This window comes from Streptomyces sp. NPDC096132, assembly GCF_044763345.1.
GTDB lineage: Bacteria > Actinomycetota > Actinomycetes > Streptomycetales > Streptomycetaceae > Streptomyces.
Map to the genome: position 1 here is coordinate 1 of NZ_JBIWGA010000004.1, position 21,025 is coordinate 21,025.

22 protein-coding genes are annotated in these 21,025 nt (G+C 71.5%); 10 read left to right on the forward strand and 12 right to left on the reverse strand.

Annotation, left to right across the window (positions count from 1 at the left end; all coding sequences use genetic code 11):
• From ACIRF9_RS10695 to ACIRF9_RS10705, 3 genes are all read right to left on the reverse strand, one after another.
• Window positions 1–335: ATP-binding cassette domain-containing protein (locus tag ACIRF9_RS10695; protein ID WP_403819060.1), on the reverse strand; the 335-nt coding region annotated here is incomplete at its 3' end.
• A 103-nt stretch (window positions 336–438) separates the two neighbouring features.
• Window positions 439–732: a putative quinol monooxygenase gene (locus tag ACIRF9_RS10700; RefSeq protein WP_403819062.1), complete on the reverse strand. Its 294-nt coding sequence runs from the start codon at window positions 730–732 to the stop codon at window positions 439–441.
• A gap of 171 nt (window positions 733–903) precedes the next feature.
• A complete protein-coding gene (locus ACIRF9_RS10705; protein WP_403819064.1) occupies window positions 904–1,866 on the reverse strand; it encodes a carbohydrate kinase in 963 nt (320 codons plus the stop codon).
• A gap of 249 nt (window positions 1,867–2,115) precedes the next feature.
• On the opposite strand from ACIRF9_RS10705, the gene ACIRF9_RS10710 reads away from it, so the two are divergent.
• The 6 genes from ACIRF9_RS10710 (at window position 2,116) to ACIRF9_RS10735 (ending at window position 6,787) form a co-directional block, all read left to right on the forward strand.
• Window positions 2,116–3,132, forward strand: a complete 1,017-nt coding sequence (locus tag ACIRF9_RS10710; RefSeq protein WP_403819066.1) for a sugar ABC transporter substrate-binding protein — start codon at window positions 2,116–2,118, stop codon at window positions 3,130–3,132.
• A gap of 146 nt (window positions 3,133–3,278) precedes the next feature.
• Window positions 3,279–4,274 (forward strand): ABC transporter permease, encoded by a 996-nt coding sequence (locus ACIRF9_RS10715; protein ID WP_403819068.1) that lies wholly within the window; start codon window positions 3,279–3,281, stop codon window positions 4,272–4,274.
• A complete protein-coding gene (locus ACIRF9_RS10720) occupies window positions 4,271–5,107 on the forward strand; it encodes an ATP-binding cassette domain-containing protein (RefSeq protein WP_403819070.1) in 837 nt (278 codons plus the stop codon). The genes ACIRF9_RS10715 and ACIRF9_RS10720 overlap by 4 nt, the downstream gene beginning before the upstream one ends.
• A gap of 73 nt (window positions 5,108–5,180) precedes the next feature.
• The gene (locus ACIRF9_RS10725; RefSeq protein ID WP_403819072.1) at window positions 5,181–6,212 is read left to right on the forward strand and encodes a LacI family DNA-binding transcriptional regulator; all 1,032 of its coding nucleotides are present in this window, start codon (window positions 5,181–5,183) and stop codon (window positions 6,210–6,212) included.
• A 106-nt stretch (window positions 6,213–6,318) separates the two neighbouring features.
• On the forward strand, window positions 6,319–6,552 hold the full coding sequence (locus ACIRF9_RS10730) for a hypothetical protein (RefSeq protein ID WP_403819074.1): 234 nt from the start codon (window positions 6,319–6,321) through the stop codon (window positions 6,550–6,552).
• 22 nt (window positions 6,553–6,574) lie between these two features.
• A complete protein-coding gene (locus ACIRF9_RS10735) occupies window positions 6,575–6,787 on the forward strand; it encodes a hypothetical protein (RefSeq protein WP_403819076.1) in 213 nt (70 codons plus the stop codon).
• A 48-nt stretch (window positions 6,788–6,835) separates the two neighbouring features.
• On the opposite strand, the gene ACIRF9_RS10740 is transcribed toward ACIRF9_RS10735, so the two are convergent.
• A complete protein-coding gene (locus ACIRF9_RS10740) occupies window positions 6,836–7,384 on the reverse strand; it encodes a DUF1062 domain-containing protein (protein ID WP_403819078.1) in 549 nt (182 codons plus the stop codon).
• Between the two features lie 494 nt (window positions 7,385–7,878).
• Here ACIRF9_RS10740 and ACIRF9_RS10745 point away from each other — a divergent pair, with 494 nt between their 5' ends.
• Together ACIRF9_RS10745 and ACIRF9_RS10750 are read left to right on the forward strand one after the other, a co-directional pair.
• Window positions 7,879–8,667, forward strand: a complete 789-nt coding sequence (locus ACIRF9_RS10745) for an IclR family transcriptional regulator (RefSeq protein WP_403819080.1) — start codon at window positions 7,879–7,881, stop codon at window positions 8,665–8,667.
• A 44-nt stretch (window positions 8,668–8,711) separates the two neighbouring features.
• Window positions 8,712–9,284, forward strand: coding sequence for a MarR family winged helix-turn-helix transcriptional regulator (locus ACIRF9_RS10750; protein ID WP_403819082.1), 573 nt, complete (start codon window positions 8,712–8,714; stop codon window positions 9,282–9,284).
• 84 nt (window positions 9,285–9,368) lie between these two features.
• Here the strand turns inward: ACIRF9_RS10750 and ACIRF9_RS10755 are convergent, their stop codons facing one another.
• From ACIRF9_RS10755 to ACIRF9_RS10780, 6 genes are all read right to left on the reverse strand, one after another.
• On the reverse strand, window positions 9,369–10,223 hold the full coding sequence (locus tag ACIRF9_RS10755; RefSeq protein WP_403819084.1) for a fumarylacetoacetate hydrolase family protein: 855 nt from the start codon (window positions 10,221–10,223) through the stop codon (window positions 9,369–9,371).
• 10 nt (window positions 10,224–10,233) lie between these two features.
• Window positions 10,234–11,160, reverse strand: coding sequence for a 3,4-dihydroxyphenylacetate 2,3-dioxygenase (locus ACIRF9_RS10760; RefSeq protein ID WP_403819086.1), 927 nt, complete (start codon window positions 11,158–11,160; stop codon window positions 10,234–10,236).
• The gene (locus ACIRF9_RS10765) at window positions 11,153–12,613 is read right to left on the reverse strand and encodes an aldehyde dehydrogenase (RefSeq protein ID WP_403819088.1); all 1,461 of its coding nucleotides are present in this window, start codon (window positions 12,611–12,613) and stop codon (window positions 11,153–11,155) included. Before ACIRF9_RS10765 ends, ACIRF9_RS10760 begins: the two co-directional genes overlap by 8 nt.
• A 123-nt stretch (window positions 12,614–12,736) precedes the next feature.
• Entirely contained in the window at window positions 12,737–13,549 is an 813-nt protein-coding gene (locus tag ACIRF9_RS10770; RefSeq protein ID WP_403819090.1) for an acetoacetate decarboxylase family protein, read from the reverse strand.
• 11 nt (window positions 13,550–13,560) lie between these two features.
• Complete coding sequence (locus ACIRF9_RS10775) at window positions 13,561–14,769, reverse strand: NAD(P)/FAD-dependent oxidoreductase (RefSeq protein WP_403819091.1); 1,209 nt, start codon at window positions 14,767–14,769, stop codon at window positions 13,561–13,563.
• Between the two features lie 5 nt (window positions 14,770–14,774).
• Complete coding sequence (locus ACIRF9_RS10780) at window positions 14,775–14,963, reverse strand: ferredoxin (protein ID WP_403819093.1); 189 nt, start codon at window positions 14,961–14,963, stop codon at window positions 14,775–14,777.
• A 294-nt stretch (window positions 14,964–15,257) separates the two neighbouring features.
• Between ACIRF9_RS10780 and ACIRF9_RS10785 the strand changes: the two genes are divergently transcribed.
• Together ACIRF9_RS10785 and ACIRF9_RS10790 are read left to right on the forward strand one after the other, a co-directional pair.
• Window positions 15,258–16,613 (forward strand): glutamine synthetase family protein, encoded by a 1,356-nt coding sequence (locus tag ACIRF9_RS10785; protein ID WP_403819095.1) that lies wholly within the window; start codon window positions 15,258–15,260, stop codon window positions 16,611–16,613.
• Window positions 16,614–16,629: 16 nt separating this feature from the next.
• Window positions 16,630–17,913, forward strand: a complete 1,284-nt coding sequence (locus ACIRF9_RS10790; RefSeq protein WP_403819097.1) for a cytochrome P450 — start codon at window positions 16,630–16,632, stop codon at window positions 17,911–17,913.
• 64 nt (window positions 17,914–17,977) lie between these two features.
• Here the strand turns inward: ACIRF9_RS10790 and ACIRF9_RS10795 are convergent, their stop codons facing one another.
• Both ACIRF9_RS10795 and ACIRF9_RS10800 read right to left on the reverse strand, forming a co-directional pair.
• Complete coding sequence (locus ACIRF9_RS10795; protein ID WP_403819098.1) at window positions 17,978–18,793, reverse strand: VOC family protein; 816 nt, start codon at window positions 18,791–18,793, stop codon at window positions 17,978–17,980.
• A 74-nt stretch (window positions 18,794–18,867) separates the two neighbouring features.
• Window positions 18,868–21,015: a SpoIIE family protein phosphatase gene (locus ACIRF9_RS10800; protein ID WP_403819100.1), complete on the reverse strand. Its 2,148-nt coding sequence runs from the start codon at window positions 21,013–21,015 to the stop codon at window positions 18,868–18,870.
• Window positions 21,016–21,025: the final 10 nt, after the last annotated feature.

A 21,025-nucleotide genomic window follows, 5' to 3' on the forward strand; every position in this document is an offset into this window, starting at 1 on the left:
AGGTGGTGCAGGTCCGCCATGAGGAGCATGTTCTCCTCCCCGGTGATCAGACCGTCCACGGCCGAGAACTGGCCGGTGACACCGATCGCGGCGCGTACCGCCTGGGCCTCGGCGGTGAGGTCGTGCCCCGCGATCAGCGCCTGTCCGCCGTCGGCGCAGATCAGGGTGGACAGGATGTCGACCACCGTGGTCTTGCCGGCGCCGTTCGGCCCGAGCAGCGAGAAGATCGTGCCGGCGGCCACCTGGATGTCGATGCCGTCGAGGACGGTCCTGTCCCCGTACGCCTTGCGCAACCCGGTGGCTGCGATGGCGAGTTCGTCATGCGTCGTCGTCATGCCGCAGAGCGTGCGCCCGCGACGGTTCAGAACGGCTTCAGTCCGGTTTCAGCCGCCGGGGAGGGGTGCGCGGCGCTGAAGGCTCATGCCCTCACCGTGCCGGTCACGTCACCGGATCGAGGAACGTCAGCACCGAGGCGTCCTCCTCGATCAGCGGGGCGAGCGAGGCGTTGAACGGGCCGCCGTACGGGGCCCGCAGGTGTGCCCGGAAGGCGTCCTCGTCCCGGTACACCTCGAAGATCCAGTAGGCGCGGGGGGCGGCCTGCTTCGTGTAGACCTCGAAGGCGAGATTGCCCTCCTCCTCGCGCACCTTCTTCGCGTACTCCAGGATCAGCCGGGCGACCTCGTCCTGAGCGCCCTCGCGAGCGGTGAACTCGGCGAGCAGGGTCTTGTGCATGTGTCGTGTCCTCCGTGGCCGGGCGACCAGGGTGTCGTCCTCGACTTGTGTCATCGTTGACATCGAGCGGGTGGCCCGATGATGAGCGCAGTGCGGCCGACGCGTCAACGGTCCGGGCGCGATCGCCCCGACACCGGCCGCCGCCCGTCGGCCTCCACCGCCGCCCGTCCGTCAGGCTCCGCCGGCCGTCGCGAGCTGCTCCAACCGGCTCCGCCACGGCGGGTTGGGACCGGCGACGGAGCAGGTCAGGGCCGCGACACGGGCGGCGAACCGGCAGGCTTCGGCGACGTCGTCGAGGCGGAGTTCCGTCAGCCGGCCGCCGAGGAGACCGCGGGCGTCGAGATGGTGCAGCAGTCCGGCGGTGAAGGAGTCGCCCGCCCCGACGGTGTCGACGACGGCGGTCGGAACGGCGGGGACCCGGACCCGCTCACCGTCGAGCGAGGCCAGGGCGCCGTCGGCACCGCGTGTGATCACCACGAGCCGCGCGCCGGCCGCGTGCCAGATGTCGCAGGCCCGCTCGGGCGGGGTGCCCGGCAGGAGGAGTTCCAGGTCGTCCTCGCTGAGCCGCAGCACGTCGGCGAGGCCGCACCAGTGGGCCAGCCGGGCGCGGTAGACGTCGGGACGCACCAGGAGCGGCCGGACGTTGGGGTCGATGCTGATGGTCGTGCGGGGGGCGGCCGAGGCGAGGAAGTCCTCCACCGCCGCCGCTCCGGGTGCCTGGACCAGGGCCAGGGATCCGGTGTGCAGGCAGGCGGTCGCGGACAGGTCGACCCGGTCGAGCTCCTGTGCCGTCCACTGCCAGTCGGCCGTGTTCTGGGCGTGGAAGGAGAACGCGGCCTGTCCCCGGGCGTCCAGCTCGGCCACGGCGAGCGTGCTGGGCTCGGCGGCCCGGACGGCGTCCGACAGGTCCACCCCCGACTCCTCCAGATGGGCGCGGAACAGCCGGCCGAACACGTCGCCGGACAGGCGCGCGAGGAAACGCGCGGGGGTGCCGAGGCGGGCCAGGGACACCGCCGTGTTCGCGGGTCCGCCGCCCGGCAGGACACGCAGGGCGAGTTCGGTCGAGGTGCTCGCGGCTTCGGTGAACGCGTCCGCGACGCACTCCCCCAGGACGGTGATCTGACGCGGGCTCATGGGCTGCTCTTCTCTGGCGGACGTACGGCCACGGACCGGGTGATGTGCGCAGCGGCCGCGGGTCGGCCCCGGCGGAGCGGCGGCCGCGGACGTTTGCCGATTTGTGACGAGTACAAGGCATTGACGTTTCCGGGAAGCGGAGTCCATCATCCTCGCCAGGCCGTGTCAACGATGACATAAGTCAACGATGACACTGGGTCGCATGCTCTGATCCCCACCCTGCGGCCCGCTATCCCACAGGAGTCGATCATGTCTCGCACCACTCGCCTCTCCTCCTCCCTCCTCAGAGCAGCCGCGGTCACGGGCGTCGCGGCGCTCACGCTGACGGCCTGCGGGTCCGGCTCCGGATCGAGCTCCTCGAGCTCCGGCTCGGGCACCGTCAAGGTCGGCCTGATCACCAAGACCGACACCAACCCGTTCTTCGTGAAGATGAAGGAGGGCGCGGAGAAGGCCGCCAAGGAGAACGGCGCCCAACTGGTCAGCGCCGCGGGCAAGTTCGACGGCGACAACGCCGGTCAGGTCACGGCCATCGAGAACATGGTCGCCTCCGGCGTGAAGGGCATCCTGATCACCCCCAGCGACTCCAAGGCCATCGTGCCCGCGATCGAGAAGGCGAAGGCGAAGGGCGTCCTGGTCATCGCCCTGGACACCCCGACCGAGCCGGAGAGCGCGGTCGACGCCCTCTTCGCCACGAACAACGTCACGGCCGGCGAGCTGATCGGCGAGTACGCCAAGGCCGCGATGGCGGGCAAGACCGCGAAGATAGCCACCCTCGACCTGGCCCCCGGCGTCTCGGTCGGCGTCCAGCGGCACAGCGGTTTCCTCAAGGGCTTCGGCGCCACCGACAAGGACGTCCTGTGTGCCCAGGACACCGGCGGCGACCAGGCCAAGGGCCAGACCGCCATGGAGAACTGCCTCCAGAAGAACCCCGACATCAACCTCGTCTACACCATCAACGAGCCGGCCGCCCTGGGCGCGTACACCGCCCTGAAGGCCAAGGGGCGCGAGAACGACGTACTGATCGTCTCCGTCGACGGCGGCTGCACCGGCACCCAGGCCGTCAAGGACGGCAAGATCGCCGCGACCTCGCAGCAGTACCCGCTGAAGATGGCCGCCGAGGGCGTCAAGGCCGTCGTGACGTACGCCAAGGACGGCAAGAAGGCCTCCGGTTACACCGACACCGGCGTCACCCTGATCACCGACAAGCCGCAGGACGGGGTCACGTCCAAGGACACCGCCTTCGGCCTGGAGAACTGCTGGGGCTGAGCCGCCCGCCCGATCCGTAACTCCCCCTCAGCGGGGCGGCCGGCCCCCTCCTCCCCGACCTCGGGACGGCCGCCCCCTCGTCTCCTCGTCCCCCTGGCCTCCGGCAGGCACCGACAAGGACATCTGTCTTCCGACAAGGACTTCGCATGACAGCCACGACCACGCCGTACGCCGAGCTCAAAGCACCGACCACGGCCCGCAGACTGCTCACGGCGCCGACCACCGGCCCGCTGGTCGCCCTCCTCCTGGCCTGCGCCTTCTTCTCCCTCTCCACCGACCAGTTCCTCACCGGCGGCAACTTCTCGCTGATCGTGCAGCAGGTGATGGTCGTCGGCACCCTCGCCATCGGCCAGACCCTGATCATCCTCACCGCGGGCATCGACCTGTCGTGCGGTGCCGTGATGGCCTTCGGCAGCATCATGATCGCCAAGATGGCCGCCGAGGGCTCCCTGCCGCCGCTCGCCGCCATCGCCCTGGGCATGGCCGTCTGCGGCGGGTTCGGACTGCTCAACGGGCTGCTGGTGCAGAAGATCCCGCTGCCGCCGTTCATCGTCACCCTCGGCATGCTCAACGTGGCGTTCGCCCTGACGCACATCTACTCCGAGGAACAGACGGTCACCAACCTGCCGGGTTCTCTTACGGCCCTCGGCGAGACCTTCCCGCTCGGCCACACCGACATCACCTACGGCTCCCTGGTCACCATCGCCCTGTTCCTCCTCCTCGCCTACGCGCTGAGCAACACCGGCTGGGGCCGGCACGTCTACGCGCTGGGCAACAGCCAGGAGGCGGCACGGCTCAACGGCATCCGCACCTCCCGGCTGACCATCGGCATCTACACCGTGGCGGGTCTGCTGTACGGCATCGCCGCCCTGCTGCTCATCTCCCGCACCGGAGTGGGCGACCCGCAGGCCGGCCAGACCGACAACCTCGACAGCATCACCGCCGTGGTCCTCGGCGGCACCAGCCTCTTCGGCGGACGCGGCTCGGTCCTGGGCACCTTCATCGGTGTGCTCATCGTCGGTGTGTTCCGCAACGGCCTGCAGCTGATGGGCGTCGCCTCCATCTACCAGACCCTGATCACCGGCGTGCTGGTGATCCTCGCGGTGACCGTCGACCAGATCTCCCGGAAGAAGGCCCGATGACCGCCACGTCCTCCCCCACGCCCGTGCTGCAGGCCCGCGGTCTGGTCAAGCGCTACGGCCATGTCACCGCCATCGACGGCGCCGACTTCGACCTGCTGCCCGGTGAGGTCCTCGCCGTCATCGGCGACAACGGCGCCGGCAAGACCAGCCTGATCAAGGCCCTCACCGGCGCGCTGGTGCCCGACGCGGGCGAGATCCGCCTGGGCGGCGAGCCCATCACCTTCTCCGGCCCGCAGAGCGCCCGCGCCCACGGCATCGAGACGGTGTATCAGGACCTCGCCGTGGCCGCCTCGATGGACATCGCGTCGAACGTGTTCCTCGGGCGCGAACTGCGCCGGCCCGGCATCCTGGGCAGCGCGTTCCGGATGCTCGACAAGAAGCGGATGCGTCAGGAGGCCGCCGAGCACATGGCCGACCTGAAGATCGGGCTGCGTTCGCTGACCCAGTCGGTGGAGACGCTCTCCGGCGGACAGCGGCAGGCCGTCGCGGTCGCCCGCGCCGTCGCCTGGGCCCGCAGCGTCGTCGTCATGGACGAACCCACCGCCGCTCTCGGCGTCAAGGAGTCCGGCCAGGTGCTGGACCTCATCCGCCGCGTCCGGGACAAGGGCATGCCGGTCGTCCTGATCAGCCACAACATGCCGCATGTCTTCGAGATCGCCGACCGGATCCACGTCCATCGCCTCGGCCGGCGCGCCGCGGTGATCAAGCCTTCCGACTACTCCATGGCGGAGGTCGTCGCCATCATGACCGGCGCGCTCACCGTCGACGCGGCCGGAGATACTGTCGTTGCGGATTCCGAGGCGGCGAAGGCCGCCGGAGTCCAGGCCACCTGACAGCACAACCAGCTCTCGTGTGTCCGGCCGAGGCCGCGGCCGGGACCGAGGGCCCACAGGAGACGCTTCCTCCATGGCAGCGAACCGCCGCCCCACCCTGGCCGACGTCGCCCGAGAAGTCGGAGTCAGCGCCAAGACGGTCTCCCGCGTCCTCAACGAGGACGGGCCCGCCTCGGCCCGGACCAGGGAACAAGTGCTCGCCGCGGTGGCCAAGCTCGGCTTCCAGCCGAACCTCATGGCCCGCAACATCCGCGTCGGCGGACCCGACACCACCGTCGGACTGGTCATCCCCGACCTCGCCAACCCCTTCTTCGGAGCCGTGGCCCGGAGCATCGAGGACACCGTCCGCGACCGTGGCCTGACCCTGCTCATGGGCTCCTCCGCGGACGATCCCGACCGCGAACGCGCCCTGACGGACAAGTTCCTGGCCCGCCGCGTCAGCATCCTGATCGTCGTGCCGTCGGTCGGCGCCGACCACTCCCATCTCAAGTCCCACCGTACGGCGGGACTTCCCGTCATCTTCCTCGACCGGCCGGGAGTCGGCCTCGCCACGGACAGCATCGTGAGCTCCAACCGCGCGGGCGCCCACGACGGCGTCGCCCATCTGATCGCCCACGGGCATCGGCGCATCGGCTTCGTCGGTGACCTGCCCGTGAAGCTGTACACGCGCCGCGAGCGTCTGGCGGGCTATCGCTCGGCGCTCCAGGAGGCCGACCTCCCCTACGACCGCTCACTGGTCGCCAACGCCCACGACCAGCACGGGGCCGAGGCCGCGACCGCCCAGCTCCTCGACCTGGCCGATCCCCCGACGGCCCTGTTCGCCGGCAACAACATCATGGCGCTGGGCATAGTGGCCGAGCTGGCCCGCAGCAGGCGCAAGCACGTGGCCGTCGTCGCCTTCGACGACGTCTCGCTGGCCGAGGCGCTCGAACCGGCCCTGACCGTCGTCGCCCAGGACCCCGAGGAGATCGGCAGAGCGGCGGCGGCCACCGCCCTGACCCGCCTGGACGGCGACCGCTCCCGCGCCCGCACCCTCACCGTGCCGACCCGGCTGATCGTCCGGGGCTCGGCCGAGCAGCCGGTCCTCGCGACGCGGGAGGCATGAGGAGCCGGCCTCCGTGGTGGACCTCCACAGTCGGTCGCCGTTGACGGTGATCTTGTCGGGGTTCGTCATGGCCTCTCCCGGAGGCTGTCGTGAACGGGTGGGTGGCGTGGCGGCCGTGCCGGAGGACACCGTGTGCGGTCCCGACGTGGGTCAGGGCGCCTTCGCCCGGTGCGGGTTCGCGGCCGTGCCCTCGGCGGACGGCCCGATGGCGGCGCTGCGCTCGCTCGCCGACCACCCCTGGGCGATGGAACCCGAAGGAACGACCGCCCGGCACTGGGCCATTGCCCTGTGCCGCGGTGCCGGCTTCGAACCCGACGTAAGGTCGGGACCACCGACCTGACCTCCTGCTCCACCTCCGTCTGGTGCAGCAGGGCCACGCCGCCGCCTTCCTGTCCGATCTCGTCTGGAGCGGGCAGCCCCCCACCGTCGCGCTGCGGCAGCTCCCCCGAGGCCGGCGCACCCGCCGCGTCCTCACCGTCGTCCGCCGCGGCCGCAGCCGCCACCCCGCCGTCCTGGCCTGCCGGGCCGCCCTCCTCCGGGCGGCTTCCGCACCGCCCGACGGGGCACGGCCGTAGGGCCTGTCCGACGGATCCCGCCGGACAGGCCCCTGGTCCCGGAACGGCTCAGCGCTTGAGCGTGAAGGTGAAGTCGCCGGAGAGCCTGCCGCTCAGCCGGACTGCCGAGACGAGCTTGCCCTCCGTGAGCAGTCTTTCGACCTCGGCCCGCGACAGACCGCACCCTTCAGCGATCAGCCGCACCGGCCGGACGGGGATCCGCGCCGCGAAGCGGACCGAGACGTCGATCACCTCGCGGTCCAGGTGATCCGATCCGCCGGTGTCGATGCGCCAGGCGCCGTCCCAGTCGAGGGCGATGCGATTACGGCGCCGCACGACCGGATCCTGGAGCAACTCGGCCGTCAGGCCGGGGTCGTTGTCATGCAGCCGGTCCAGCAGCTCGGGTCGTACGGAGCGCACATGCACCCGCTCCAGGAGCGCGAGCTTGGCGGTCTCCCCGCACGCGGTACAGAGCACGAGGAGCCAGGCGTCGATGAGCTTGTGGTTGGCGTTGACACGGAATTTGCCGCTTGCCCGGGACCGTTCGGACGCGCAGGAGTGGCAACGGCGGGAAACGAGCGGCAGGCAGGTGGGCATGACCACCCAGTTGTTGAGCACAGAAGTACACCGGTTTCAGTGAGAAGTCCGCAGCAAGAAGCAGCGCGGCGCACATGCGCGACGCGCGACAGATCAGCGCTCGGGAGGTCTCACAGGGTGTACAACGGCATGTCCTTGCCTGGACGACTCAGGTCGGCAGCACGCTAATGGCGCGCAACGGCGCCGCTCCACTGGTTTTCGCGTCACTCACCGCGTGTCGAAGTCCATCCCCCGGGAGACCCGCTCCCACGTGGCGAGTTCCGCTCGCACGGGTGATCGCCGTACCCGGCCGGGGCCTGGCCCCGTCCCGACTCGCGGTGGCTGCCCGCCGGGGCGACGAGCGGCCCCGGCGTTGGCGACGGCGAGCGCGCCCCCTGTTGCCGGTCTCGCGAACGAGGCTCCTGAATATCAGCTCGACCATCCTCGAAAAGGAGACAGCACGGGGAACACCGGCGGTCGGGGAACTGCGCGACACCCTCGTCCAGGACCGCCCCTGACCGGTTACAGTGTCCGGCATGTCAGGAACATCGTCCCCCAGCTACCGCGAGCGCAACTCCACGGCCGACCGGGCCCTGGACATCCTGACCATGTTCGACGACACCCGCCTCGTCGTCTCCGGTACGGCCGTGGCGGAGCGGCTCGGCGTCGCGCGCTCCACCGCGTACCGCTACCTGCAGAGCCTCGTCGCCGGCCGCTTCCTCGAGGAGGCTCCCGGCGGCGGGTTCCGGCTCGGCCTGCGGGTCCTGGAGATCGCCCGGCTGGCCCGCCGCAGCTACGGCCTGTCCGAGGTCGCGCTGCCGTCGATGCGGGACCTCGCGGAGGAGGTGCAGGAGACCGTCCTGCTCACCCGCCGCACCGGTGATCTGGTGGTGTGCGTCGACCGCGCGGAGAGCGGCACCCGCGCCGTACGCATCTCCTACGAGCGGGGCAGCACCCTGCCCCTCAACGCCGGCGCCTCCGCCCTGGTCCTGCTCGCCTGGAGCCCCGAGGACGAGGCGCGCCGACTGCTGGAGACGACGGAACTGCGCCGCTTCACCCCGGCCACCCTCACGGACGTCGACGCCCTGATGGAGCGCCTCGGCCGGATCCGGCGCCTCGGCTACTCGGTCACCCGGGGGGAACTCGACCCGGACGTCGTGGGCATCGCCGCCCCCGTCGAGGAGCCGGACGGCCGGATCACGGCGGCGGTCAGCGTGGCCGCCCTGGCCTCCCGGGTGTACCCGGAGGCGGAGGCGGAACTCGCCCAGAAGGTGCGCGCCACGGCGGGCGAGATCAGTGAGCGCCTGGCCCTGACCATGGCCTGACACCTTCGTATAATTTGACTCCGAACGATCGAAGGAGCGTGCCTGTGCCCGGCCACCGGTCCATCACCGAAGCGGAGAAGCTGGCAGCGGCGAAGCTCGGTGGCATACCGATCCACCGCGAGCAGATGGCGGTGGTCGCCAACATCTACCGCGCCGCGTCGTCCGTCCGGCAGCATCTGGAGAACTCCGTGCTGCGCGGCGCCGACCTGACCTGGACGGCGTTCGTCGTGCTGTGGGTGGTGTGGGTCTGGGGCGAGTCGGAGACCCGGCACGTCGCGGAGGAGGCGGGGATCTCCAAGGGCACGCTCACCGGGGTCTCGCGGACGCTGGAGGGCCGGGGGCTGCTCCGGCGGGCCGGTCACCCCTCGGACGGCAGGCTCGTGCTGCTGAGCCTCACCGACGAGGGCGAGGCGCTGATGCAGAGGCTGTTCCCGCAGTTCAACCAGGAGGAGGCGTTCGTCGCCTCACGGCTCACCGACGAGGAGTGCCGCAGTGTCGCGGAGGGGCTGCGGCAGGTCGTACGACAGGTCGAGGAGCACGGTGAGGAACGCCGTCTGACCCTGCTCGACGGTGCCGAGCCGGCGCCGCGCCGCAGCGGCCGGCGGCCGAAGGGCTGAGGCTCGCCCCAGGAAACGAAAGCGCCGCACCGGGCGACCTCCTGGGTCGCGCCCGGTGCGGCGCCGTCTTGGGGAAGAGGGAGGTCAGCGCCGGGGCGGGCGGATGCCGCGGAACTCCCAGTCGCCGCCGAGCGCGGTGGAGAGGACCTCCTCGGACTCGGTGGGCTGGGCGCCGACGTCGGTGCGGACCGGAGTGGGGCCGGTGACGATGTGGTTGGTGAGCCGGCCGAGGCCCTCGACCTCGACCTCGACCACGTCACCGGGCTGGACGGGCCGGGAGTTGGCCGGGGTGCCGGACAGCAGCACGTCCCCCGGGTACAGGGTGATGGTGCGGGCGATGTCGGCGACGAGGTAGTGCATGTCCCACTTCATCTCGTCGGTCGAACCGTCCTGGACGACCTCGCCGTTGACGTAGGTGCGCAGGCTCTTGCCGCGGAAGTCCCAGTCCGTGACCAGGCCGGGGCCGAGCGGACACAGGGTGTCGGAGCCCTTCACACGGAGCATCGAACCGGCGTCGGTGTCACGGAAGTCGTGCAGCCCGTAGTCGTTGGCGACGGTGTAACCGGCGATGTACTCCCCCGCCTCCTCGGGGGAGACGTTCCGTGCGGTCCTGCCGATGACGATGGCGACCTCGCCCTCGTAGTTGAGCCACTTGCAGCCCTCGGGGCGGACGATCGCGCCCTTGTGGGAGTTGAGGGAGGAGGTCGGCTTGTGGAAGTAGGTCGGAGTGTCGGGGAGGTCGATCCGGAACTCGTCCACGCGGCTTCGGTGGTTGAGGTGGACGGCGATCACCTTGGACGGGACGACCGGGGGCAGATGCCGCGCCTCCTCGATCTTGACGCGGCGGCCGTCCCCGGCGACGAGTTCGTCCCCGTCGACGGCGACCTGGACGGCGGCGCCGTCGAGGAGGATACGGCGGTACTCGGAAGATGCGGCCATGGCAGGGCTCCTAGATGCGGCTGTGCGGGGTGCGCGGGGTGGGCAGGCCGGTACCGGTCCAGCCGTCGGCGGGCCGGTCGAACCAGAGGTGGACCTGGCCGGTGCCGACGGAGTTCTCGTACTCCCCGTACTGCCGGGCCTTCGCCACACAGGCCTGCTCGCCGAGGGCACCGGCCATCATCAGGTAGTGGAAGAACTTCGCCTCGGGCTTGTACGTCCAGAACTCGTCCATCGTGTCGAGGACCTTGTCGTGGCGCCCCTCCTTGAACCAGGCGATGCGCTCGTGGTCGGCCTCCCGGGCCTCGGGCGTACGGATGTGCACCGGATCGCTGGCCTCGTGGTCGCGCAGTTCGCGCAGCGGCCAGAAGGTGTGCGAGAGGGCGCCCGAGGCGATCAGCAGCACCCGGCGCCCCGGGGTCGCGGCGATACCGTCCGCGAGGGCCCGGCCCAGCCGCAGATGATCCTCCATGTCCCCGGTCTGGCAGACGCCGATGGTCACCCACCGCTTGTCCGGCAGCCCCTCCCCCAGGAACTTCCAGAGGTTGGTGGTGGCGTAGTAGATCGGCAGGTAGTCGTCGTCGATCGCGGTGATCCAGGTGCCGTGCTTGTCGGCGAACCTCTCGACGGCGCGGGCGAGTTCGGGGTCGCCCGGGAAGTCGTACGGCATCCGGCACATCCCCCGGGGCAGTTCCTCGGAGGTGAACAGCCCGGCCCGGCGCTGCTGGGCGGTGACGACGAACTCGACGGTCGTGGCCCAGTGGGAGTCGAGGACGACGACGGTGTCGTAGTCGTCGCGCTCGAACACGTCCTCACGGAGCTGCCGCAGTCCGGTGACGAGGGTGATCTCCTTGCCCTCGTTCAGCTCCAGCCGGTCGGCCTCGGGCAGCACGATGGTGGGGACGTGGGCGAGGAGTCCCGCCCCGACGATCTCACCCATGGTTCTTCCATCCGTTCGGCGCGGTCACGGTGTTCTTCAGGTCGCAGTAGAAGTCGAAGCTCCAGGTGCCGCCCTCGCGGCCGACGCCGGAGTGGCGGGAGCCGCCGAAGGGCGCCTGCAGGTCCCGTACGAAGAAGCAGTTGACCCAGACCGTGCCGGCCACCAGCTGTGCGGTGACGCGTTCGGCGCGCTCGGGGTCGCCGGTGGCGAGGGTGGCGGCCAGGCCGAAGCGGGTGTCGTTGGCCAGGCGGACGGCTTCTTCCTCGGTGTCGAAGGTCTGGAGGGTCAGGACCGGTCCGAAGACCTCCTCCTGCACGATCTCCGAGTCCTGCGCGACATCGGTGAGCAGGGTCGGCGCGTAGTACTGGCCGTCCCCCCGGTGCCCGCCGACGACCGCGCGCGCCCCTGCCGCGAGCGCCCGCCGCACGAACCCGTCGATCTTCTCCAGCTGGCGCGGGTGGATGTTGGGCCCGATGTCGGTGGCCTCGTCCCTCGGGTCGCCCTGGACGAGCCGCCCGGCCTTCTCGACGAACCGGCGGGTGAACTCCTCGGCGACCGACTCCTCGACCAGGAAGCGGGTGGCCGCGAGGCAGACCTGCCCGGCGTTGTCGTACTGCTCCACCGCGAGGTCGACCGCCAGGTCCAGGTCGGCGTCGGCGAAGACCAGCAGCGGGGACTTGCCGCCCAGTTCGAGGCTGAGCGGGGTGAGGTTGCCGGCCGCCGACTCCGCGATGCGCTTGGCCGTCGGCACGGACCCGGTGAAGCTGATCCGGCGCACGTCCGGGTGCGAGGTGAGGGCGTCGCCGATCTCGGAGCCGTATCCCTGGACGACATTGAGGACACCGGCGGGCAGCCCCGCCTCGGCGGCGATGTCGGCGAGGAGGGAGGCGGTCAGCGGGGACCACTCGGCGGGCTTGAGGACGACGGTGTTGCCCGCCGCCAGCGCCGGGGCGACCTTCCAGGTGGCCAGCATCAGCGGCGCGTTCCACGGCGTGATCAGCACGCTCGGGCCCGCCGGGTCCCACGAGACATGGTTCGTGTGACCGCGCGTCTCGAAGTCCTCGTGGTCCAGCTTCAGCAGCCAGTCCGCGAAGAACCGGAAGTTGTGCGCCACGCGGGGCATCACACCCCGCCGGTGCGAGCGCAGCAGCGCCCCGTTGTCGGTGGTCTCGACGATCGCCAGCTCTTCGATCCGCTTCTCGACCCCGTCGGCGACGGCATGCAGGACGCGGGCGCGTTCGGCGCGGGGCGTGGCCGCCCAGCCGGGGAAGGCGGCCTTGGCGGCGGCGACGGCGGCGACGGCCTCCGTGGCCGTGCCGCGGGCGATTTCGCCGATCGTGGTGCCGTCGATGGGCGAGACGTCGGTGAAGGTGTCGGCGGAGGCGACGCGTTCACCACCGATCCAGTGCCGGGTGTCGACGGACACACCGCCGACAGTGATCTTGTCAGGCATGAGAAGGCTTCCTTTTCGGACGAGGGGACAGCTGACCTACCTAGGGGCGCGGGGCTGTATCGATATGCGGCTCCGCCGCGTGGGCGCGACCAGCCACAACGGACCCGCGGGCGCCCACCGGCCTCACTCGGCACCCGCTTCGGACGTCCCGGACTCCAGAAGCCGCCCCCCGTCCCAAACCACCCCGACCTGCCGGTAGTACGCAGCAATCGGCTCCCGTATCTCCAGCCGCGCCAACTCCTCCGTCGGCGCCTCGAACAGCTCCAGCTCGGCATCACCGACCCACGGCTGCCCGCCCTCGAAGGACGCCGCGCCCGACTCGATCAGCTCGTCCAGCGCCGGCCCCTTGCCCTTCTCGATCGACGGCAGCCACCGGTGATGGGCCATGGGATGCCCGTTGACGAACCCGTTCGTCTCCGAAGGCTCCCGCAGGGTCACCACGGCCTGGGCGAGCCGCCGGTCCGCGGCGGCGAGCGTCGCGCCGAACCGCGCCCCCGCCTCGATCCGCGGAGCGGGCCCGTACGGATGCGGGCGCGTCTGGTGGATCGACCCGAGCTTCTTCGGGTACCCCTGGTGCAGGCCCCGGGCGATCGCGAAGTCCTTGTCGACCCAGATGTACACGCACCGCGAGTACGTCCGGCCCCGGAACGTGCACCGGACGACCGCGAACGCCTCCTTGTACTGGGAGAGCACCGGGTCCAGCAGCTCCGCACCGGAGCCGGAGCAGGACTGCCAGTCGGCCCAGATCAGCGCGACCGCGCCCGGGTCCTCCTCGGCCGGCTCCAGCGGCTCGGGCAGGAGTTCACGCACCCGCGCCGGATCGGTCCGGTACTCGACGGTGAGCAGGTCACCCGAGTACCGCCACGGCGGCGACGGAATCAGCGACGAGGCACCGCTCGCCGTCTTGGGGTGGAAGTAACCACGGACAGGGGACATGACGGGCTTCCTTACGCGGTGAGAGCGGGCGACTTGAGCAACTGGGCGCGATAGCGGGCGGCGCCCGTCGCGGCGGCCTGGCCGCCGAGCGCGACGACACCGACGAGCCGGCCGCCGGTGTGGTAGCCGACCAGGACGTCGCCCTCGGGGTCGCCGTCCAGGACCCGTACGTCGTCCTTGCCGAGGACGGGCGCCCCGAAGGACTGGAGCCGGAACCCGTGCTGGTTGCTCCAGAAGGTGGGCAGGGGCGCGAAGGGAGTCAACTCCGCATCCGTACGGGCGAGATGGGCGACGAGGGCCTTCGCGGCGTGCTTGGCCGTGTCGGTCGGGATGGACCAGTGCTCGACGCGGCGCGGCACGCCGTCGTAGCGGGCGTTGGGGAAGCGGGCGACGTCGCCGACGGCGACCACCTCGGGCCGCCCCCCGACGCGCAGCTGCTCGCACGTGAGCACACCGTCGGACAGGTCCAGGCCGTTGCCCTCCAGCCACTCCACGTTGGCCACCGAGCCGACCGACTCGACCACCACGTCGGCGGGCAGCACCGTGCCGTCGCTCAGTACGACCCCGGTCACCCGTTCGTCACCCGCGAACCCGGCGACTGACGTGCCGAGCGCGAAGCGCACCCCGCGGTCCTCGTGCCGCTTCAGCAGCGCGCGGCCCAGCAGCTCGCCGAGCGGCCCGACCATGGGCAGTGGCAGCGGGTCGGCGACGGTCACCTCGCGGACGCCGAGTCCGACGGCGGTGGCGGCGACCTCGCAGCCGATGAACCCGGCGCCCACCACGACCACCCGGACGCCCGGCCGGGTCAGTTCGTCCCGCAGGCCGTGGGCGTCGGCGAGGGTGCGGACCGTGTGGCGGCCGGCGAGCGGGCCGGGGCAGCGCAGCCGCCGGGGGCGCATTCCGGTGGCGACGACGAGACCGTCGTACGACAGCGACGAACCGTCGTCGAGCGTGACGGTCCGCTCGTCGAGGCGGGCCGCGACGATCTTCGTGCCGAGTCTCCACTCCACGTCGGCGGCGGCCGCCTTCGGGGTGAAGGCCAGCGACTCGAAGGGGGCCTTGCCGGCCAGGACCTCCTTGGAGAGCGGCGGCCGGTTGTAGGGCATGTGCGGTTCGTCGCCGACGACGGTGATCGCGCCGGTCCAGCCCGCCGCGCGCAGCTGTTCGGCGGCGCGCAGGCCGCCCATCGAGGCGCCCGCGACGACTACGCGTGCGGTCATGGGGCTCAGTCCTCGATCCGGATGGCCTGCAGCGGACACACGTCGGCGGCTTCCTCGACCTCGTCGCGCAGCGCGTCGTCGGGGTCGGGGACGAAGGCCAGGCGCCCGTTGTCGTCCATCGAGAAGACGTCCGGGGCCGCGAAGACGCATTGGCCGTGGTCCTGGCACTTGTTCATGTCGACGACGACCTTCATGGCCGGTCCTCCTGAGGGGTGAGGGCGTCGGAGCCGAGGAGAGGGGGTGAGAGGGGCCCGGACCGGGGTGTTGCCGGGCCGGGCCCCTCGGCCAAAGGGGTGCGGAGATCCGTACCCCTAACTCGTTTGGCGTCAAACAACATAGGAAGCCGACCGGGCCTGGTCAATACCTATCCAGGCGGATAAATTTTTTGCACCACCCTCTTGCGGGGCGGCGACTCCTGTCCATACCGTTCGGGGCCAAACGATTAACAGCTCCGGGGAGCCCCCGCCCTTCCGCTCAAGGAGACATCGGTGAGCGCATCCGACACCCCAGACATCCGCCGGCACATGGAGCGGCTCGCCGCCGAGGGCGTCGACGTGGTCCGGGTGATCTACCCCGACCTCATCGGCACCGACCGCGCCCGGGACGTCCTCCTGGACCACCTGCCCTCGGCCGCCGAGCACGGTCTGGCCTTCTGCCGCGCGGTGTACCACACCAGCCCCCAGGGTGACGTGGTCCCGGTCGCGGGCGGTCTGGACGCCGGCCTGCCGGACGTGTGCGTACGCCCCGACCTGTCCACGGCGGCCCGCCTGCCCTGGGAGCCCGGTGTCGCCACCTGTCTCGGCGAGGTCACCGACCCGGCGACCGGCGCCCCGGCCCCCGAGTCTCCGCGCGACCTGCTGCGCACGGTCCTGGCCCGGTGCGCCGAGCAGGGACTGCGGCCGGTCGTCGGCCCCGAGCTGGAGTACTTCCTGCTGGAGCCCGCCCCCGGCACCCCCACCGGCTGGCGCCGCTCACCGGACACCACGGGCGCCGTCTACACCGCCGGGCTGCGCGCCGACCCCGGCAACCATCTGCTGCGCACCCTGCGGCTGCTGCGCGACCTCGGCCTCGGCGTCGTCACCGGCAACCACGAGTTCGACGGCGGCCAGTACGAGATCAACCTGACCCACTCCGCGGCCCTGGACGCCGCCGACCGCTCCTTCCGCTTCAAGGCGGCCGTCAAGGAACTGGCGCGCCGGGAGGGCAACCTGGCCACCTTCATGGCCAAGCCGTTCGGCGACGCGGGCGGCTCCGGCTTCCATCTGCACCTGTCGTGCGAGGACACCGACGGGCGCAACACCTTCGACGACCCGTCCGGCGCCCACGGTCTCTCCGCCACCGCCCGGCACGCCATCGCCGGCATCCTCGCCCACGCGCCCGCGCTCGCGGCGCTGGCCAACCCGACCGTGAACTCGTACAAGCGCTTCGGCCCGGACACGCTCGCCCCCTGGCTGATCGACTGGGGGCTGGACAACCGCAGCGCCATGGTCCGCGTCCCGCCGGAGCGCGGCTCCGGCGCCCGTCTCGAACTCCGCCTCGGCGACGCCAGCGCCAACCCCTATCTGTTGATCGCGGGCACCCTCGCCGCCGCCCTGCTCGGCATCCGGGCGGGCGAGGAGCCCCCGGCGCCGCTGGAGGGCTACGGCTACGACACCGCCCGGTCGGCCCTGCTGCCGGCGACCCTGACGGACGCCCTGGACGCGCTGGAGGCGGACACCGCCCTGGCCGACGTCCTCGGCAAGGCGTTCACCGCCTCCTTCCTGACCTACAAGCGCAACGAGGTCGACCGCTTCCAACGGCACGTCACCGACTGGGAGTTCACCGAGTACGCCTACCACCTGTGACGCCGAGGAGCCTTTGATGACCGAGATCCTGACCCCCGCCGTGAACGAGCCGATGCCGCTGGCGGACGTCGACCTCGCCGACCTCGACCACTTCACCGACGGGGTGACGCCCTGGCGGATGTTCCACACCCTGCGCCACGAGGACCCGGTGCACTGGCAGCCCGAAGCCGCCCCGAACTCCGGTTTCTGGGCGGTGACCCGGCACGCGGACATCGCCCGCGTCGACCGGGACGCGGAGACCTTCACCTCGACACGGTTCGTCAACCTCGAAGAGGTCGACGACGACCAGATCAAGAAGCGGGCCTCCATCCTGGAGATGGACGGCGTCCGCCACCGCGCGCTGCGCAGTGTGATCCAGCGCCAGTTCGGCGCGGGCGTCATCAACAGCTACACCGACTTCCTGCGCGGCCTGACCGCCCAGACCCTCGACGCTGCCCTCGCCAAGGGCACCTTCGACTTCGTCGCCGACGTCTCCGCCGACTTCCCCATCAACGTGCTGGCCCGGCTGCTCGACGTCCCGCCGGAGGACAACCAGCAGCTCATCGACTGGGGCAACCGCATCATCGGCAACACCGACCCCGACTACGCGGACGTGCTGCTGCACAGCGAGGAGAGCGAGAAGTACCGCGACCTGCCGTTCCGCTCACCCGCCTCGATCGAGGTCTTCGAGTACGGCCGTGAACTGGCCCGGCAGCGGCGCGGCGGCGACGGCACGGACCTGGTGTCGAAGCTGGTCAACACCACCCCGCGGGACGGCGTCCCGCTCTCCGCGCAGGACTTCGACAACTACTTCCTGCTCCTGGTCGTCGCCGGCAACGAGACCACCCGGCACACCATCTCGCACTCGATGCTGGCCCTCCTCCAGCACCCCGAGCAGCTGGCCCGGCTCAAGGACGACCCGTCCCTGATCCCGACGGCGGTCGAGGAGTTCCTGCGCTGGGCCTCCCCCGTCTACCACTTCCGCCGCACCGCCACCCGCGACGTCGAACTCGGCGGCAAGCGGATCAGGGAGGGCGACAAGGTCGTCATGTGGTACGCCTCCGGCAACCGCGACGAGGAGGTCTTCGGCAACCCCTACGACTTCGACGTCACCCGGCGGAACAACGACCACGTCACCTTCGGCAAGGGCAGCCCGCACCTGTGCCTGGGCAACCTGCTCGCCCGCACCGAGATCCGCATCATGTTCGAGGAGCTGATCCCGCGGATCGCCGACATCAGGCTGACCGGCGCCGTCCCGCGCGTCCGCTCCAACTTCGTCAACGGCATCAAGAAACTGCCGGTCGAGGTCACCCTCGCCTGATCCGAGAAAGACCCCGGGGCCTGTCCGGCGGACAGGCCCCGGCGCCCGGCGTCCGGCCCGGAGTTCAGCTCCGGGTCGGGGTGAGGACCACGAAGTCCGCGTTGGAGGGGTCGAGGCAGACGGCCAGGCGGCCGACGCCCTCCGCGTCCATCGGGCCCATCTGCACACTGCCGCCGTGCCCGGTGACCTCGGCGACCGCGGCGTCGCAGTCGGCGACGGCGAAGACCGGGTGCCAGTACGGCCGCCCCTCCGCCAGGGAGAGGTCGTCCTTGCCGACCTCCATGAGGCCGCCCTGCATCCGCTCCTCGGGCAGCCCGGCGGGGGTGATGAGGGTGTACGTGCCCCCGCCGCCCGGGAGTTCCATGTCGCCGAACTGCCAGCCGAAGACACCGCCGTAGAACTCCTTGGCGGCCGAGGCGTCGCTGGTGTACAGCTCGGTCCAGGACAGCGAGCCCGGTTCCTCCACCAGCTCGAAGCCGGCGTCGCTCCCCGGCTGCCAGACGGCGAACTGGCCGCCCTGCGGGTCGCTGTACTGTGCCATCCGGCCCCATTCGCCGAGGTCCCTCGGCGCCACCCGCACGGTGCCGCCGGCCCGCTCGACGGCCGCGGTCGTGGCGTCCGCGTCGGCGACGTCGTAGTAGATCATCCAGGCCGAACGCGCGCCCTCCTCGGTCAGTTTGCCGAGCCCGGCGACGGTCTTGCCGTCCTTCTTGAACATCCCGCCTTCCACGTCCTCCCCCTCGTCCATTCCCTCCATCTCGCTCATGGGCTGGTACTCCCAGCCGAGCACCGCGCCGTAGAAGTCCGCGGCGGCCCCGATGTCAGGGGCACCGAGGTCGAGCCAGCAGGGGGAGCCGGGGGTGAGGTCGGTGGTGATCACGGCGATTCCCTTCCTCGGGTCCGTATGACTTCAGCCTGACACCGGGCCCGGGTGATCGCGCGTCGGCCCGCTGGTCAGACGGCGGCGAACGCCGGGAGACCGGCCGTGTCCGACAGCTCGGCCCAGACCGTCTTGCCGAGCCGGGCGTGCCGCGTACCCCATTGTTCGGAGAGCTGCGCGACGAGGTGCAGGCCCCGGCCCCCCTCGTCGTAGACGCGGGCGCGGCGCTGGTGGGGGGTGGTGCTGCTGGCGTCGGAGACCTCGCACAGCAGGGTGCGGTCGTGGATGAGGCGCAGCCGGATGGGGGGCCGGCCGTAGCGGATGGCGTTGGTGACCAGCTCGCTGACCACCAGTTCGGCGGTGAAGTCGAGCTCGTCCAGCCCCCAGGTTCTCAGCTGCCGGGACACACGGGACCGGGCGAGGGCGACCGCGGCCGGGTCGGGCTCCAGGTCCCAGCCGGCGACCTGACGGTCCCCGAGGGCGTGGGTGCGGGCCAGGAGGAGGGCCACGTCGTCGTCGGGGCGGGCCGGCAGCAGGGTGGCGAGCACGGTGTCGCAGGCCGCCTCCAGGGAGGGGGCGGGCCGGCCGAGGGCCGTACGGAGCAGGGCGAGGCCCCGCTCGACGTCGTGGTCGTGGGCTTCGAGCAGGCCGTTGGTGTAGAGGGCGAGGAGGCTGCCCTCGGGGAGCGGGACCTCCACCGCCTCGAACGGCAGGCCGCCCAGGCCGAGCGGCGGTCCCGGGGGCAGGTCGAGGGTCTCGACGGTGCCGTCGCGGGTCGTCACCGCGGGCGGCACATGCCCGGCCCGGGCGAGGGTGCAGCAGCCGCCGACGGGATCGTAGACGGCGTACAGACAGGTGGCGCCGATCTCCCCGTCGGCCTCCCGGTCCGGGTCGGCGGCCGCTTCGGCGGACAGGCGCAGCACGACGTCGTCCAGGTGCGTGAGGAGTTCGTCGGGCGGCAGGTCGATGTCGGCGAGGGTGCGGACGGCGGTCCGCAGCCGGCCCATGGTGGCGGCGGCGTGGATGCCGTGGCCGACGACGTCGCCCACCACGAGGGCGACGCGGGCGCCGGACAGCGGGATGACGTCGTACCAGTCGCCGCCCACCCCGAGCCGGTCACCGGCGGGCAGATAGCGGCAGGCCACCTCCACGGCGGAGTGCTCCGGCATGTGCGACGGGAGCAGGCTGCGCTGGAGGCTGAGGGCGGTGGCGCGGGCGTGTGTGTAGCGGCGGGCGTTGTCGACGGCGACGGCGGCCCTGGCGGTGATCTCCTGCGCGAGGAGCAGGTCCTCGTCGTCGTAGCGGTCGGGGGTGCGGTGACGGCAGAACCGGGCGACGCCGAGGGTGATGCCGCGGGCGCGCAGGGGCACCACCAGCGTCGAGTGGACCGGCGGGGGCTCGCCCGCGCCGCCGGGGTGCGGTGGGCCGTCGCGATGGTGCCGTGAGGGCCGGCCGGTGGTCAGGGCGCGGTCCGGCGGTGATCCCTCCGGGTAGGTGTGGAGCCGCTCCGGCGTCAGCTCGGCCTCCCGGCCGTCGCCGGTCGCCGGTCGCCGGGCGAGCCGGCGCAGGACGAGGGGTCTCCCGGCCGGGGTGTCGGATCCGTGGAGCGCGGAGTCGAGCAGGTCGACGGTGACCAGGTCCGCGAAGCGATCGATGGCGAGGTCGGCCAGTTCCTGGGTGGTGCGGGCGATGTCCAGGGTGGTGCCGATGCGCGTGCCGGCCTCGTTCACCACGGACAGCCGCCAGCGCAGTCTGCGCTCCCGCTCCTCCTGGTAGGCCGTCACGCTCTGCTCGGACGTGCGGTCCACGTATCCGGTGGTCACCGTGATCAGTCGGCGTGCCGCCGCGCTGATCAGGCGGGGGTCGCTCGTCAGCCCGGGCAGCAGTCCGAGCAGCTGGTCGAGGGCGATGCCCTGGGCGAGGCGGTGGGCGCGCAGCATCGCGGTGACGGGGGTTCCGTGCCGGGCCAGCCGGCGGACGCGATCGAGGTCGGCGACGGGCGGATCCGTCAGCCCCGGTTCGAGGCCGTGTTCGAGGTTGGCCAGCGCGGCGCCGATGTGCTCGCTGATGGCCTGCGAGGTCATCCGGCCGATGTCCGGGTCCTCCCACAGCTCGGGCACCTTGCTGCGCAGGCACCGCTCCACGTCGGCGACCAGCCCGTCCGCACTGCGGCCGAGCTCCTGCGCGGCGCGGGCGACGACGGTGTCCGCGGTGACGTCCACAGTGTCGACG

Excerpts from the sequence above, each read along its gene's own strand:
- ACIRF9_RS10700 (WP_403819062.1), bottom strand. The coding sequence starts at position 732 with ATGCACAAGACCCTGCTCGCCGAGTTCACCGCTCGCGAGGGCGCTCAG.
- ACIRF9_RS10705 (WP_403819064.1), bottom strand. The coding sequence starts at position 1,866 with ATGAGCCCGCGTCAGATCACCGTCCTGGGGGAGTGCGTCGCGGACGCG.
- ACIRF9_RS10710 (WP_403819066.1), top strand. The coding sequence starts at position 2,116 with ATGTCTCGCACCACTCGCCTCTCCTCCTCCCTCCTCAGAGCAGCCGCG.
- ACIRF9_RS10715 (WP_403819068.1), top strand. The coding sequence starts at position 3,279 with ATGACAGCCACGACCACGCCGTACGCCGAGCTCAAAGCACCGACCACG.
- ACIRF9_RS10720 (WP_403819070.1), top strand. The coding sequence starts at position 4,271 with ATGACCGCCACGTCCTCCCCCACGCCCGTGCTGCAGGCCCGCGGTCTG.
- ACIRF9_RS10725 (WP_403819072.1), top strand. The coding sequence starts at position 5,181 with ATGGCAGCGAACCGCCGCCCCACCCTGGCCGACGTCGCCCGAGAAGTC.
- ACIRF9_RS10745 (WP_403819080.1), top strand. The coding sequence starts at position 7,879 with ATGTCAGGAACATCGTCCCCCAGCTACCGCGAGCGCAACTCCACGGCC.
- ACIRF9_RS10755 (WP_403819084.1), bottom strand. The coding sequence starts at position 10,223 with ATGGCCGCATCTTCCGAGTACCGCCGTATCCTCCTCGACGGCGCCGCC.
- ACIRF9_RS10760 (WP_403819086.1), bottom strand. The coding sequence starts at position 11,160 with ATGGGTGAGATCGTCGGGGCGGGACTCCTCGCCCACGTCCCCACCATC.
- ACIRF9_RS10765 (WP_403819088.1), bottom strand. The coding sequence starts at position 12,613 with ATGCCTGACAAGATCACTGTCGGCGGTGTGTCCGTCGACACCCGGCAC.
- ACIRF9_RS10770 (WP_403819090.1), bottom strand. The coding sequence starts at position 13,549 with ATGTCCCCTGTCCGTGGTTACTTCCACCCCAAGACGGCGAGCGGTGCC.
- ACIRF9_RS10775 (WP_403819091.1), bottom strand. The coding sequence starts at position 14,769 with ATGACCGCACGCGTAGTCGTCGCGGGCGCCTCGATGGGCGGCCTGCGC.
- ACIRF9_RS10780 (WP_403819093.1), bottom strand. The coding sequence starts at position 14,963 with ATGAAGGTCGTCGTCGACATGAACAAGTGCCAGGACCACGGCCAATGC.
- ACIRF9_RS10790 (WP_403819097.1), top strand. The coding sequence starts at position 16,630 with ATGACCGAGATCCTGACCCCCGCCGTGAACGAGCCGATGCCGCTGGCG.